Genomic DNA, 14628 nt, shown 5'->3' with positions numbered 1-14628 from the left:
GCGTTGAAACAGCACATATTTGGACGAAGGGTCTGACACCGTGTTCTGGAAGCGGAAGTCGAAGAAGCAGGAAGGCCAGGAGGCCACCGATTCCGCTGCGGAGGTCGTGGAGGACACCGCGGAGGAGACCGAGGACGCGGTCGAGTCCGAGAAGGGCACCGCCGAGGCGACCGGGGCCGAGAGCCCCGAGAGCGCCGACGCCGGCGCGACCGACTCCGTGACGGCGGAGAAGGCCGAGGAGTCCGAGGTCGACGCCACCGAGGACACCGGGGCCGAGAAGGCGGACGCTGCGAAGGTCGACGTCGACGGTGCGGACACCGAGAAGGCGGACACCGAGACCGACCGGGTCGACGCCGGCGCGTCGGAGGGGTCCGCCGAGGACGCCGACGCGTCCGAGAAGGCCGACGACGCGTCCGAGAAGGCCGAGAAGTCCGACGACGCGGAGGACGAGGCCGAGGTGGTCGGTGTCACCGGACCCGACTCCGACGGCATCACCCGTGTTCGCACGGCCGGGGTCTTCGAGTTCGGCGACGAGAAGTTCGACATCATCAGCAACACCTGGATCGTCGAGGCCGACAAGGACGGGGTCATCGTCATCGACCCCGCCCATGACGCCGAGGCGATCATGAACGTCGTCGGTGACCGGGAGATCTATCTCGTGGCCTGCACCAACGGCTACAGCCCGCACATCGCGGCGGCCCTGGCCATCGCCGAGGAGACCGAGGCGGACATCGCCCTGCACCCCCGTGAGATGCGTGCCTGGCGCCGCTTCCACGGCGCGGAGCACCGCCCGGAGATCGAGGTGGAGGGTGGCGGCGCCCTCGACGTCGGTGACCTGCACGTCGACGTCCTGTCCCTGCCCGGGACCTCGACCGGCACGGTCGGCTACTACGTGAGCCAGCTCGGCACCGTGTTCGCCGGCGACACCCTGCACAAGGGCGCCCCCGGCCAGGTCGGCGACACCCACCTCGACTACACCACGCAGCTCGCCTCCATCGGGGAGGGCCTGCTGACGCTGCCGCCGGACACCCGCATCCTCCCGGACCGCGGCCCCTCCACCACCGTGGAGGCCGAGAACAAGAACTTCGACTCCTGGGTCTGATCCCGACCGTCGAGACCACACGTGCCGCCGCCCGAACGGGTGGCGGCACGTCGTGTTCTCAGGGGTGGGGAGCATCGCGGGGGAGGCTCCGGAGACGCCCGTGCGCGTCTCCGGTCCGCGTCGACGAGGAGCGGTCCCCGGGTGTCCCGCGCCGGGTTCAGCGCCGTCCGACCGACTCGATCTCGTTCCAGAAGGAGGTCAGGGCGCTCGACGTGGTCTCCGGCGCCTCGACGTTGGGGGAGTGTCCCGCGCCCGGGACCACCAGGCGCCGTGCGCCGAGACGCTCGGCCATCGTGTCCTGCTCGGAGGTGGGCCACGCGTCGTCGTTCTCGCCGTAGACGACGAGCTTGGGAACGTCCACCTCGGCCAGTTCCGCGACCCGGTCGGGCGCGCCCAGGAGGTCCTCGGCCATCCGCATGAGGCCGACGGCGCTGCTCGACAGCAGACGGTCACGGAGGAAGTCGACGATCCGCGGATCGCGTGAACGGGTGCGCGCCTCCGCCTCGAACAGTTCCTCCCACAGCTCGCGCAGGCGGTCGCTCGTGGGGTTCATCGACACGGCGGCGATGAGGTTGCGGGCTCGGACGGCGGCGGCGCCGCTCAGGGCGCCGGGGCCGGAGCACAACAGGGTCAGGGAGCCCAGCGGGCTGTCCTGGACCAGGGCCGCCTCACGACTCACCAGGCCGCCGAAGGAATGCCCCACCAGGTGTACGGGGCCGCCGTCGCCGACCTGGTCCATGACCTCGGCGACCACCCGCCCCAGAGAGGCGAGGCGGTAGTCCGGAAGCGGCGACCCGGGCTGTGGATCCAGGGTCTCGGGGCCCGGCGAGTGGTAGGTGCCTGGCAGGTCGATCGCGACCACCTCCCGCCCGACCTGGGCCAGGCTCTGCAGGAGGGCGATGAAGTCCTCCTTGCTGCCGGTGAATCCGTGCACCAGGACGGCAGGGGACAGTTCTGTGCCGCCGGACGTGGGCAGAGCCCGGAGTGCGGCCACCGGACCGTACGACAGTCGCAGGTCCGTGCGCCGCACACCCGGCGGCAGATCGAGGAACTCAGGTGTACTCACGTCGGGTCACCCTAGACGATCGTCGTGCCGTCACGGGAGAACCCGACGTCCATCAGGTGTTCTCGGGGTCCCGGTTCACCCCGCCGCGGGTGCGGCGGCGACGACGGATCCGGCGCGCGCCGTCACCCTCGCCGGAGCGCTCGGAGGCGCCTGCGGGACGTTCGGTGGCCGCCGGAGCGGTGGCCTTGCGCTCGGCACCGGCATGGGCACCGGCGCCGGAGACCGACTCCCCGTTCCGGGTCCTCTTGCGGTTGCGGTTCCGTCCGCCACGGCGTCCGGGCTGGTCACCGCGGTCGCCCTCGCCACGCGAGGCCTCACCGCGGCCGCCTTCACCGCGGCCGCCTTCGCCACGGCCTCGGCCGCGCCCTCGGCGTCCACCGCGATCACCGCGGTCACCGCCGCGCGGCTGCCCGGTGTCGCCGATGTCCTCGACCTCCTCGGCCTCCAGACCGGCGTGCTCACCGCGCTTGTCGGCGGCCAGCCTGCCCTTGGTCCCCTTGGGGATACCGAGAGCCTCGAAGAAGTGCGGCGAGGTGGAGTAGGTCTCCTCCGGCTCGTGGAAGTCCAGGTCGAGCGCGCCGTTGATGAGCTTCCAGCGCGGCATCTCCTGCCAGTCGACGAACGTGACGGCGGTGCCCGTCCGTCCCGCCCGACCGGTCCGGCCGATGCGGTGCGTGTACGTCTTCTCGTCGTCGGGAGTCTCGTAGTTGACCACGTGGGTCACGTCGTCGACGTCCAGACCGCGCGCGGCCACGTCCGTGGCGACCAGGATGTTGATCTTGCCGTTGCGGAACGCCCGCAGGGCGCGCTCGCGCTGGCTCTGACCGAGGTCGCCGTGGACCGCGGCGGCCGCGAACCCACGGGTCTTGAGGTCGCTCGCGACCCGGTCGCAGGCGCGCTTGGTCTGGCAGAACACCATGCTCTGCCCGTGGTTCTCCGCCTGGAGCAGGCGGGCGAGCATCTCCGGCTTGTCCATCTGGTGCGTGCGGAACGCGTGCTGCGCGATCAGCTTGGTGATGGTGGAGCCGTCGATCTCGTTGTCGTCGCCGGCGCGCACGTGCGTGGGCCGGGTCAGATAGTTGCGCGAGAGGGTGACGATCTCACTCGGCATGGTGGCCGAGAAGAGCATGGTCTGGCGCTCGTCCGGGATCTTGGTGAGGATGCGCTCGATGTCGGGGAGGAATCCCAGGTCGAGCATCTTGTCGGCCTCGTCCAGGACCACGGCGGCGACGCCGTCCAGACGCAGGTGCTTCTGGTTCTCCAGGTCCAGCAGGCGGCCAGGGGTGCCGACGACGACGTCGACGCCCTCCTTGAGGCCGTTGATCTGGGGTTCGTAGGAGCGCCCGCCGTAGACGGTGAGGATGCGACCACCGCTGCGCTTGCCGGCGGTGGTGAGGTCCGCCGCGACCTGGATGGCCAGTTCGCGGGTGGGGACGACCACCAGGGCGCGCGGCCGCTTGGTCGTACCCGGGTTCTCCTGGGACTTCTGCAGGAGGGGAAGGCCGAAGGCGAGGGTCTTGCCGGTACCGGTGCGGGCCTGCCCGATGATGTCGCTGCCGTTCAGCGCGATGGGCAGGGCCAGTTCCTGGATCGGAAAGGGCTCGATGATGCCCTCGGCCTCGAGGGCGTCGGCGATCTCGGTGCTCACACCGAGATCGCGGAAGGTGGTGCGGGGTTTGGTCGTCTCGTCTGTGCTGCTCAGGGCTCAAGCCTCCATCTAGGCGGGCCGCAGCGTTGTTCGTGGCCGCGGCGGGGTGCGGGCGCGGACGGCCTCCGGCCGCCGCGAAGGGCGCGGCTCACCCGGTTCCCGCTTCTGTGAGGGAGCCGCGGTGGCGCTGCCGACTGGACCCGCGCGGCCCGGGGGGTGCCCTGGCCGCGGATTCTCGGTTCCATCCGCTGGTTGGTCGTGTGCGGTGCGTCGCTGGGCGCGTGGCCATCGCTCCCTCACGCCGCACTGGTCGTGAGGACTCGTCGCGTGTGTCCGGCGCACGCGTCCCGGAAGCCGGCCTCCGCGGCGCCGGGAGGTACCCGCGGGAGGGCCCGCGTGTTCAGGGGCGCGGCAGGCGGCGCGGTGATCGCGCACGCTGGTCATCACGCAGAGTCTAGCCGTTGGTTCGCCTGGTGGACATAGCAGTTCACCCAGGCCCTGGACGGCCGTGACCGTACCCCGCTCCCAGCGGGTGCAACCGCGTTCGGTCGGCGTTTAGTCCCCGATTGGGGGCTCCGGGTGCCGGGCGATACCCTGACGGGCATGACCCAAGGCCCTTCCGCAGACCCCGGCGTGATCGATCTCCTCGGACTTCTCGCCTACGCCGAGCTCGGTTCCTTCTTCCGTCTGGCCGACGACGCGGGCCTGGCCCCGTCGCTGCGCACCAAGGGGGAGCTCGCCGGACTGGCCGCCGCCGAACAGCGGCACTACAGCCTGCTCCGGGACCGCCTGGAGGAGCTCGGCGTCGACCCCGAGGACGCCATGGCCCCGTTCCTGGCGCCGCTGGACGCCTGGCACGAGCGCACCGAGCCGCAGAGCTGGCTGGAGAGCCTGGTCAAGACCTACGTCGGTGACGGTATCGCCGGTGACTTCTATCGCAAGGTCGCCGAACTGGCGGACGCCGACACCCGTGCGCTCGTCGAGGACGTCCTGGCGGAGACCGGTCGGGCCGAGTTCATCGCTGAGCAGGTGCGCGGTGCCCTGGAGGAGGACCCCAAGCTCGCCGGTCGCCTGTCCTTGTGGGCGCGCAGGCTCGTGGGCGAGGCGCTGAGCCAGGCGCAGGCGGTCGCCGTGGAGCGGCCCACGCTGGCCGCTCTGGTGACCCGTGAGGCCGGTGAGGGCGCCGACGGTTCCGGTCTGGGAGACCTGGCCGCCGTGAGCCGGATGTTCGCCTCGTTGACCGAGGGACACGCCCGCCGCCTGGCGGCGATGGGTCTGGCCGACTGAGCGGAACGCGTCACACCCGACGGACGCGCACGGCCCTTCCGTAGTGCCTTTCCGTCCGCCCGGCACCCCCGTCGCGCACCGGTATCCACGCCGAGACATGCCGGTTTCCGCGTTTTACCGGGTTTTTACGCAGAGTTGATGGTACCTGGAAGCACTTGGTCAAGTGCGGGTAATTTCCAACACATTCATTACGATCCATTGGTCGGGGGCACATATAGTCGAGGAGGTTTCCCGTCTCCTGACCACGCGAGTAGGTACTTCCATGCCCCGTGGGACCTCCGTACGCCACCCGCTGGCCGGACTCACCCGTGACTTCCACCGCCTCGGCCCCCTTGAGGGCCCGATCGAGCCCTGGATGTGCGCTGAGCTGGATCAGCATGCCGCACAGGTGTGCGAAGGCATCGTCTCCGGTGGCGCCGAACTGACCCCCGCGACGCTGGGCACCTACCTCCACGGCTTCCTCGACGGCTGCCTCGAACGCGGCTGGGATTCCGCGGACGCCGGCTATGACTGGGAGACGCTCCGCATTCTCGCCATCTGCCGCCTGGCCAAGGAGCGCGGTTTCGTCCGCTAGGTTGGTCCTGACCGCAGGCGGGTGTGATCTTCGACGCGAGCCACTCGCGGAAGACGCCCTTGCCGGTTCCCCGGCGAAAAGCCATGACCGGGCGTAGGCTGAAACGTGACGGTGGCCCCCCAGGGGTCGATCGCGGCCCGGCCCGTCCACCGGAACCAGAGCCCTGCGGAATGCATCGTGGGATCGGTGGTGTTATGGGTCCGGCACGGATCCGGGGCACCGTAACTGGCGGAGCGGTCTTTGGCCGCGAGAAAGGAATGCGAATGAGGAGCGGTCGGCATGGGGCGGCGCGCCCACCCGTCGGCGTCCTGATCCAGCAGGATCGCGTCGACTTCGCGCTTTTCGCACTCATCTTCGTCGTGGCACTCGCGTCGATGGTGTTCACGGGGCCCGGAAGCGTCGTCTTCTGGTTGGCCTTCCTCCCGCTGATCGCCACGGTCGTGCTCGCCTTTCGGCGTATCGAACACCTCTCCCGTCTGGAGTTGCGCGACTCCGAGTTCATGTGACTCGGCACGTCGCCACGACGGGACCAGGCTCCGGGGTCCGCGACCCGGACACACGACGAGGGCGAGGCCACCGGCCCCGCCCTCCTTCACGTCCTGCCCGGATCCTCCCTCACGGACGGCCTCGACCGGCCGTGAGCGGTGACGCGGCTACGGGGTGGACTCGCCGCGCTCGCCCCGCTGTCCGGGCAGACTGGACGCCTCCTCCCGCGTCTCGGACCTGCCCTCCGTGGTCGTGGCGCCGGGGCGGCTCATCGCCGCGTCCCGTCCGGCCTGGTAGCTGGTCTCCTCGGACAGCTTCCCGGACTCGCGCTCGGCGACGTCCAGCCAGCGCGACCATCGTGCCTGCATCGGCTGGATGAGGCCACCGCCGACCCCGACGACGAGGATGCCGCCGACGGTCGCCAGCACCGCGACCAGCACCGGCAGGGTGACGGCGACGGCCACGCCCATCTGGTTCAGCGCGGCGATCACACCGAGGGCCAGGATGGCCACGGCGGCGATGTTGGCCAGCACCCGTCCGTAGGACAGTCCGCCCAGCGCACCGCTGACGACGTCCCGGACGGCCTTGGCGATCATGCCGGTCACCACGACGATGACGAGTGCGACGATGCCGTGCGGAATCCACGCGATCACGTCGTTCAGGAGCGTGCTGACCGGGTTGGCGCCGAAGACGTTGAAGGCGAGCGTCAGCACGAACAGCAGGCCGACGTAGTACACGATCTTCCCGCACAACTCACTACCGGTCCAGCGGCTGCGCTCGAAGTACTGACCCACACCCCCGCGGTGCAGGGCACGGTCCAGCCCGACGCTGTGGAGGCCCTTGGCGACCCCCCTGCCCACGAACCAGGCGATGATCCATCCCAGAACGAGGATCACCAGGAATCCCAGAAGCAGCGGCACGAAACCCACCACCGCCTGCCAGGCGCCCATAAGACCCTGACCCATGTCCATACGTCTTCACCCCCGAATCGCTTGCGCCGCCCGTCGTACCGGTGGCCGGATTCGAGCGGATGCGGCGAAGAGAAGCGCGGTACTTCTCAATTCCGCGATACCCGGAGAAGCAAGATCGAACCTTTTGAAGACGATTCGCGAGGGGGATTACCGAGGCTTGGTCGACAATTTCATCAACCATTGCTTTCTGTATTATCGACGCGTGCGGAGAACGGCTTCCGAGTGATATGGCGCGTGCCCTCGCGCGGGCGGTGTCGGGGGAGAGGTCCCCGGGGCCGCATGGCACGGGAACGGTCCCGGACGCGAACGGCCCCCGGGCGCGTGGTCGCACCCGGGGGCCGCGTTCGGTGGCCGAAGAAGGCCACCGGGGGTCAGTCCTGCGCGGCGTCGTCCTCGGCCGAGCGCGTCAGGTCCCATCCGCTGATCCCGCGCCACGCCAGTCGTGCCACCAGCTGTTCGGCGGCGTCCTGGGGCACGGAGCCGTGGTTGTTGAGCCAGTAGCGGGCGCTGGTCTCGGCCATGCCGACCAGGGCGATGCTCAACAGGTGCGACTCCTCGTCGGAGATGCTCGTGTCCTGTCGGATCACGTCCCCGATGAGTTCGGCGCAGCGCTGGAACGTGTGCTCGCTCTTCTCGCGGACCGCGGGGAGGTTGCGCAGGTCGGACTCGAAGACCAACCGGAAGGCCTCACCGTCGCCCGCGACGAAGTCGAAGTAGGCGCGGAAGCTCGCGGTGACACGCTGACGGTTGTCGTCGGTGCTCTCGAGGGCCTCACGCTGCTTCTCCACCAGCGCCTCGGAGTGTTCCTCCAAGAGAGCCAGGTAGAGCTCCAATTTCCCCGGGAAGTGCTGGTACAGAACGGGTTTGCTGACCCCCGCACGGTCCGCGATCTCGTCCATCGCCGCCGCGTGGTACCCCCGGGCGACGAAGACCTCCTGCGCTGCGGCCAGGAGTTGTCGGCGGCGCCTGACCCGGGGCAAGCGGGTGCCCCGTGCGCGGGCGTCTGAAGGAGCTGTCACACCCACACCCTCCGAACTCGGCATGGCAGATGCACGCCATTCACTGGACATCTGCGTGGCTGGTGCCTACGGACGCGGCTTCGGCTCCGTGTCGCGGCCCGCGGCTTTCTCCTCATCTTACTCACGCGTAGCTTCGGTGTGGGCGGCGCTGGGCCAACGCCCGTCGCCGGGCGCGGGGACGTAAGCCGATGTCGGGGGCGGGTCGCGGCCCGAAAACGGGTGTCCGCTCGCGGGGCGCGTGGCGTCGGGACGCACGCGCGGCGCCTCTCAGCGACGCTCCTCCTCGTCCTCCCCGGCGTCGATCGACTGCTCGATCACGTCCGCCTCGTTCGCCTCCTCGAAGGAGTCGCGGGACGTGTCCTCGAACCGCCCGCCCCCCTCGTCCGGGCCGGCGGGAACGCGTTGCTCGGCCGCGTCGGCCTCGGGCACGCCCGTGCCGGGATCGGTGTCGGACGGCAGTTCGGTGCCTCGCTCATCGGAAGATGCCACAGGGTCCTCCTCGACGTCGTCGACGGTACTGGCGACACTACCCGTCACCATCGCCACCATGGGAGAACCGTGTGGAATGAACCGACGGGTCCCGTTGGTTGAGGGTGGTCGAGGTACCCCGTGGGGCGATGAGCGCCACGCCTCCCCGGGGTGGGAATGGAAAACCCCACCCGTTAGGTTGGGTATGAGTGCAAGACGCTTCGCGCACCGCCCCTCCCGCCGTGGATCCCTCGGTGCGGGTGTGGGTGCGAGGCAATCCGAACAGACATGAGGAGTCACCGTGTCGCTGCCGCCGCTGGTCGAACCGGCTGCCGAGCTGACCGTGGACGAGGTGCGCCGTTACTCGCGTCACCTGATCATCCCGGACGTGGGGATGGACGGCCAGAAGCGCCTGAAGAACGCCAAGGTGCTCGTGGTCGGCGCCGGCGGTCTGGGCTCCCCGGCCCTGCTGTACCTGGCCGCCGCGGGTGTGGGAACGCTCGGCATCATCGACTTCGACGTCGTCGACGAGTCCAACCTCCAGCGTCAGATCATCCACGGGCAGAGCGACGTCGGCCGTCCCAAGGCCGAGTCCGCCCGGGACAGCATCAAGGAGGCGAACCCCCACGTCGAGGTCGTCCTGCACCAGGAGCGCCTGGAGTCGGACAACGCGTTGGACATCCTCGCGGGCTACGACCTGATCCTGGACGGCACCGACAACTTCGCCACCCGGTACCTGGTCAACGACGCCGCCGTCATCCTGAACAAGCCCTACGTGTGGGGTTCGATCTACCGGTTCGACGGTCAGGTCAGTGTCTTCTGGAACGAGTACGGGCCGCAGTACCGCGACCTCTACCCCGAGCCCCCGCCGCCCGGCATGGTCCCCTCCTGCGCCGAGGGCGGCGTCCTGGGCGTGCTCTGCGCGTCCATCGGTTCGGTGATGGTCAACGAGGCGATCAAGCTCATCACCGGCATCGGCGACCCGCTGGTGGGCCGTCTGCTCATCTTCGACGCGCTGGAGATGACCTGGCGTGAGGTCAAGGTCCGCAAGGACCCGGACACCGAGCCGGTCACCGAGCTCATCGACTACGAGGCGTTCTGCGGCGCCGTGTCCGAGGAGGCCACCGAGGCCGCCGCGGACTCGACGATCACCGTGCCCGAGCTCAAGCAGCTCCTCGACGACAAGCCCGACGAGATCTTCCTCGTGGACGTGCGCGAGAAGAACGAGTACGAGATCGTCAACATCCCGAGCGCGACCCTCATCCCCAAGGGCGAGTTCCTCAACGGCAAGGCCTTTGAGAAGCTGCCCCAGGACAAGCGCGTCGTGCTGCACTGCAAGTCGGGTGTGCGTTCGGCCGAGGCCCTGGCCGCCGTGAAGGCCGCCGGGTTCTCCGACGCCGTGCACGTCGGCGGCGGTGTTCTGGCCTGGGTCAACCAGATCGACCCGAGCCTGCCCACCTACTAGGGGTCGGCACCGGTCCACTTCCGGGCGGCGCGGGGACTCTCCCCACGCCGCCCGTCCGTCTTTCCGGCAGCACAGACCTCGCATATGGGACGAAAACCTCCCGAGTGGGTAGAGATCTCCCTACGGGTCGCCGCGCCGATCACCGGCGCGAACCCCTGGGGGAGGTGGCGTGATGCGTGGGAAGGGACGTTGGGCCGACCGGGCGGCGATCGGCCTGGGGCTGATCGTGGGTCTCAGTTGGGTCGGGCACGGGATGTACGGATTCTCCGGAGGGATGTTCTTCATTCTGGGGCTGGGGGTCATCGTCGGCGCGACGTTGTCGCTCACCCGCCCCGGCGCCGTGACGAGCGAGATCGGCGTGCTCGCCGCGGGCGTGCTGCTGTTCGCCCTGCCGTGGCTGCTCGGGTTCACCCACATCCTGGGGGCCGCGATGACCGCGTGGATCGGGGGAGCGGCCATCGCCGTCCTGGGCGCGGTGGGCCTGACCATGGCGCGCGGTGTCCGCCGGAACCACCCGGAACTGGCGTGGGGAGCCCAGAACAACTCGGGTGTGAGCACGCGCACCCCCTGAAGAGGCCGCCTCGGAGCCGCTCCCGTCGTGGGGGCGGCTTCGTCGTTCTTCTCAGGGCCCGCGCTCGGCTTCGGCCGGTGTTCGGGCGCCTGACGGCACGGCGGGAACCTTCGGCACCTTCGGTGGGAGGGATCGTTCCTCGCGATCCCACCTCCGGCACCTCCCCGGGCTTTCACAGAGCAGGGCCCGCCGGCGCCCCAACGCACACCTCTGGGCCGGGTCCGGCGCGTCCGCGGAACCGCCGGAGGCCAGGGGAGCCGCGCGTTCTCGGAACCGTCCCCGGAGTGAGGAGCCGGCGCCACCCGTGCCCCCACGGCGTGGAGCCTGCGCGTCCGCGACGGGACGCCCCTTCTGTCACAGCGAGTGGCTAGGCTCACGTCCATGACGGAAGCGTTGCCCGCAGACGGCGAACCCGACGAGTACACCGAGGAGGTCCTGTCGGTCGTGGAGCGCATCCCCGCGGGCCGGGTGATGAGCTACGGCGACATCGCCGAGTACGTCGGCCGGGGCGGACCCCGTCAGGTCGGTTCGACGATGTCCCACTGGGGCGGTGCGGTGCCGTGGTGGCGGGTGGTGCGCGCGGACGGGCGGCCGGCCTCCGGCCACGAAGTGCGGGCCCTGTCACACTACGCGGCGGAGGGCACCCCCATGCGGCCCGGCGGCGACCGTGTGGACATGACGAAGGCGCGCTGGAACGGGTCGACCAGGGACTGAGGAAACGCCCGCCGGGCGCGGGTCCGTCCGGGATGGTCGTCTCCCTCTGGTGAACTGGGGAGGTGAACACATCCCCGTACCGTCTCGTGCGGCGCGCCCATCGGGCGTCGCCGCCGCCGGTGCTGGACGAGAACCAGCAGCGGGTGGTCGATCACCCCGGGGGACCCCTGCTCGTGCTCGCGGGTCCGGGGACCGGCAAGACCACCACCATCGTCGAGGCCGTCGTCGACCGCATCGACAACCGTGGTGTCGACCCCTCGCGGATCCTGGTGCTCACCTTCAGTCGGAAGGCCGCCCAGGAACTGCGTGAGCGCATCACCGGTCGGCTGCGCCGCACCACGCGCGAGCCCCTGGCGCTCACCTTCCACAGCTACGCCTACGCGCTGATCCGCCGCGAGTTCCAACGCATGGGCGACCTGCCGCCCCGGCTCCTGTCCGGGCCCGAACAGCTCATGGAGGTCCGTGAGCTCCTCCGCTGGGAACTGTCGGACGGTGGGCAGGAGTGGCCGGAACGGCTGCGCCCCGCCCTGGAGACGCGCGGGTTCGCGGAGGAACTGCGCGACCTGCTCATGCGGGCCCAGGAACGGGGCATCGGCCCCGCGGACCTGGCGGGGATGGCCGCCGAACGCGACCGCGACGACTGGACCGCGGCCGCCGGGTTCCTGTCCAGGATGAACGGCCGCTTCGACATCGCCCCCGTGCCCACGCTGGACTACGCCGAGCTGGTCCGGGTCGCCGCCAACATGCTCGGCGACCCCGAGGTGCAGGACCGCGAGCGCGCCGCCCGCGAGGTGGTGTTCGTCGACGAGTACCAGGACACCGACCCGGCCCAGGAGGAGCTGCTGCGCGCCCTGGCGGGGGACGGTCGCGACCTCATCGCGGTCGGCGACCCGGACCAGTCCATCTACGCGTTCCGCGGCGCAGAGGTGCACAACATCCTGGAGTTCCCGAGCCGCTTCCCCACACTCCAACGTGAGGACGCCCCGGTGGTGGCGCTGCGCACCTGTCGGCGCAGCGGCGCGACCCTGTTGGCCGCCTCGCGCGGTCTCACCCGCAGGCTGCCCGCCGTGGCCTCCGCGCGCGGACAGGTCAACGCCCACCGCGACCTCACCCCGGCCGAGGGCGTCCCCGACGGCGAGGTGCACCTTCTGATGGCCGACAGCGCCACCCAGGAGGCGGCGGTCATCGCCGACACCCTGCGCCGCGCCCACCTGGTCGACGGGGTCCCGTGGTCGGACATGGCGGTCCTGGTGCGTTCCTCCAGCCGGCAGTTGCCGGTCCTGCGCCGCGCCCTCACCGCGGCGTCGGTCCCGGTCGTGGTCGGCTCCGACGACCTACCGGTCGCGGCCGAACCCCTCGTGCGCCCCCTGCTCGGTCTGATCCGCCACGGGATGCGTCCGGAGGGGCTGGACGACGACGCGGCCCGCGAACTCCTGATGAGCCCCTTCGGCGAGGCCGACACCGTGCGGCTGCGCCGTCTGGTGCGCGCCCTGCGCCGCCTGGACCTGGACCGGGTCCGGGAGGCGCGGGACGACGGGTCGTCGGACGACACGGCCGTCGAGTACCGCCCCTCCTCCCGGCTGCTGGTGGACGCCCTGCGCGACCCGCGCGAACTCACACTGGTCGACCCGGAGGTCGCCGCCCCCGCCACCCGGGTCGCCCGGGCCCTGCGCACCGTGAGCGATCTCGCCGCCAAGGGCGCCGACGCCGAACAGGTGCTGTGGGAGCTGTGGCGCGACAGCGGTCTGGCCGACCGGCTGCAACGGGTCAGCCTGGCCGGAGGGCGCCGGGGCGCCGCCGCCGACCGTGACCTGGACGCCGTGGTCGCCCTGTTCGAGAGCGCCGCCCGCTACTGTGACCGGCTGCCTCCGGGCACCCCCGACGGCTTTCTGGAGGACCTGGCCGCCCAGGAGATCCCCGGCGACAGCCTCGCCGAACGCGCCCCCGAGGGCGAGGCGGTGCGCATCCTCACCGCGCACCGTTCCAAGGGGCTGGAATGGGGTCTGGTCGTGGTCGCGGGGGTGCAGGAGGGGGAGTGGCCCGACCTGCGTCTGCGCGGCTCGCTGCTCGGCGTGGAGGAGTTGGTGGACGCCCAGAGCCACTCCGCGGACTCCTTCGGCGCGGCGCTGGCCTCCAAACTCCTGGACGAGGAGCGACGGCTGTTCTACGTGGCGCTCACCCGTGCCCGCCGCACCCTCTACGTCACGTGCGTGGGCGGCGAGGACGCCGAGGAACGTCCCTCCCGTTTCCTCACCGAGATGGGTCTGGGCGACCCCGAGCAGGTGAGCACGGGGCGACGCTGGCTGTCCCTGCCCGCCCTCGTCGCCGACCTGCGTTCGGTGGTCACCGACCCCGAGGCCCCCGGGCCGCTGCGCGACGCCTCCGCCGCCCACCTGGCCCGCCTCGCCGAGGAGGGGGTGCGCGGGGCCGACCCCGCCGAGTGGTACGCCCTCACCCCCTTCAGCGACGACCGCCCCCTGTCCGACCCCGAGGACACCATCCGGGTGTCGCCCTCCCAGGTGGAGAGCTTCACCAACTGTCAGTTGCGCTGGCTCCTGGAACGCGCCGCCGGGGCCTCCTCCGGCGACTCGGCCTCCGCGCTCGGCACGGTCGTGCACGCGGTCGCCGTTCTGGTCGCCCAGGGCAGCAGCGCCGCGGAGGTCGGCGAACGCATGGACGAGATCTGGTCCGACCTGGACTTCGGCGGCCCGTGGCAGGCCGACAAACAGCGCGAACGCGCCGACGAGATGGTCCGCAAACTCATCGACTGGGACGCGGTGAACCCACGCGAACTCGTCGTCACCGAGGAGGGCTTCAAGGTGGACGTGGGCGGGATCGAGATCACCGGCCGCGTCGACCGCCTCGAACGCGACGACCAGGGACGCGCGGTGATCGTCGACATCAAGACCGGCGGTACCAAGGCCGAGGACCTGGCCCGCCACCCCCAGTTGGGCGTCTACCAGATGGCCGCGCTCAAGGGGGCGTTCGTCAAACTCGGACTGGCCGAGCCCGGCGGCGCCGCGCTCGTCCAGGTCGGCAAGGCGGCGCTCAGTAAGAAGGCACGTGAACAGGTCCAGCCTCCCCTGGGCGAGGACCCCGACCCCGGATGGGCGCAGACCCTCGTGCACGAGGTCGCCACCGGCATGGGCGGTTCCCGGTTCGCCGCCACCCGCAACACCGGGTGCAACGCGTGCGCGGTACGCGCCTGCTGTCCGGTCCAGGACGAGGGCAGACATGTCTGAACCCACCCCCACCCC

The 14628-nt window shown here is 70.6% G+C and carries 13 protein-coding genes; 8 read left to right on the top strand and 5 right to left on the bottom strand.

Features of this window, described 5'->3' with window-relative positions:
* Positions 1–40: 40 nt before the first annotated feature.
* The gene (locus DSY14_RS20995) at positions 41–1102 is read left to right on the top strand and encodes an MBL fold metallo-hydrolase (RefSeq protein WP_211718321.1); all 1062 of its coding nucleotides are present in this window, start codon (positions 41–43) and stop codon (positions 1100–1102) included.
* 157 nt (positions 1103–1259) lie between these two features.
* On the opposite strand, the gene DSY14_RS20990 is transcribed toward DSY14_RS20995, so the two are convergent.
* Together DSY14_RS20990 and DSY14_RS20985 are read right to left on the bottom strand one after the other, a co-directional pair.
* Positions 1260–2168 carry an alpha/beta hydrolase gene (locus tag DSY14_RS20990; RefSeq protein WP_307851288.1) on the bottom strand — a complete coding sequence of 303 codons (909 nt, stop codon included), beginning with the start codon at positions 2166–2168 and terminating at the stop codon, positions 1260–1262.
* 52 nt (positions 2169–2220) lie between these two features.
* Positions 2221–3816, bottom strand: coding sequence for a DEAD/DEAH box helicase (locus DSY14_RS20985; RefSeq protein WP_211718320.1), 1596 nt, complete (start codon positions 3814–3816; stop codon positions 2221–2223).
* 603 nt (positions 3817–4419) lie between these two features.
* On the opposite strand from DSY14_RS20985, the gene DSY14_RS20980 reads away from it, so the two are divergent.
* From DSY14_RS20980 to DSY14_RS20970, 3 genes are all read left to right on the top strand, one after another.
* Positions 4420–5103: a ferritin-like fold-containing protein gene (locus DSY14_RS20980; RefSeq protein ID WP_211718319.1), complete on the top strand. Its 684-nt coding sequence runs from the start codon at positions 4420–4422 to the stop codon at positions 5101–5103.
* Between the two features lie 262 nt (positions 5104–5365).
* A complete protein-coding gene (locus tag DSY14_RS20975; protein ID WP_211718318.1) occupies positions 5366–5677 on the top strand; it encodes a DUF6401 family natural product biosynthesis protein in 312 nt (103 codons plus the stop codon).
* Between the two features lie 263 nt (positions 5678–5940).
* The gene (locus DSY14_RS20970) at positions 5941–6183 is read left to right on the top strand and encodes a hypothetical protein (RefSeq protein ID WP_211718317.1); all 243 of its coding nucleotides are present in this window, start codon (positions 5941–5943) and stop codon (positions 6181–6183) included.
* Between the two features lie 147 nt (positions 6184–6330).
* On the opposite strand, the gene DSY14_RS20965 is transcribed toward DSY14_RS20970, so the two are convergent.
* The 3 genes from DSY14_RS20965 to DSY14_RS20955 form a co-directional block, all read right to left on the bottom strand.
* Positions 6331–7134 (bottom strand): hypothetical protein, encoded by an 804-nt coding sequence (locus tag DSY14_RS20965; protein WP_211718316.1) that lies wholly within the window; start codon positions 7132–7134, stop codon positions 6331–6333.
* A gap of 371 nt (positions 7135–7505) precedes the next feature.
* Positions 7506–8153, bottom strand: a complete 648-nt coding sequence (locus DSY14_RS20960; protein WP_211718315.1) for a TetR/AcrR family transcriptional regulator — start codon at positions 8151–8153, stop codon at positions 7506–7508.
* Between the two features lie 267 nt (positions 8154–8420).
* Positions 8421–8642 (bottom strand): hypothetical protein, encoded by a 222-nt coding sequence (locus DSY14_RS20955; protein ID WP_211718314.1) that lies wholly within the window; start codon positions 8640–8642, stop codon positions 8421–8423.
* A gap of 280 nt (positions 8643–8922) precedes the next feature.
* Between DSY14_RS20955 and moeZ the strand changes: the two genes are divergently transcribed.
* The 4 genes from moeZ to DSY14_RS20935 all read left to right on the top strand — a co-directional run bounded on the left by moeZ (position 8923) and on the right by DSY14_RS20935 (position 14613).
* Complete coding sequence (gene moeZ, locus DSY14_RS20950) at positions 8923–10086, top strand: adenylyltransferase/sulfurtransferase MoeZ (RefSeq protein ID WP_211718313.1); 1164 nt, start codon at positions 8923–8925, stop codon at positions 10084–10086.
* Positions 10087–10258: 172 nt separating this feature from the next.
* Positions 10259–10657 carry an SPW repeat protein gene (locus DSY14_RS20945; RefSeq protein ID WP_211718312.1) on the top strand — a complete coding sequence of 133 codons (399 nt, stop codon included), beginning with the start codon at positions 10259–10261 and terminating at the stop codon, positions 10655–10657.
* Positions 10658–11038: 381 nt separating this feature from the next.
* Positions 11039–11371 (top strand): MGMT family protein, encoded by a 333-nt coding sequence (locus tag DSY14_RS20940; RefSeq protein ID WP_211718311.1) that lies wholly within the window; start codon positions 11039–11041, stop codon positions 11369–11371.
* Between the two features lie 86 nt (positions 11372–11457).
* On the top strand, positions 11458–14613 hold the full coding sequence (locus DSY14_RS20935; RefSeq protein WP_211718330.1) for an ATP-dependent DNA helicase: 3156 nt from the start codon (positions 11458–11460) through the stop codon (positions 14611–14613).
* Positions 14614–14628: the final 15 nt, after the last annotated feature.

The sequence above is a fragment of the Nocardiopsis sp. MG754419 genome, from assembly GCF_018207095.1.
Classification (GTDB): Bacteria; Actinomycetota; Actinomycetes; order Streptosporangiales; family Streptosporangiaceae; genus Nocardiopsis.
The sequence above is the reverse complement of the archived record's forward strand: the minus strand, read 5'-3'. Positions and strand labels throughout refer to the sequence as shown.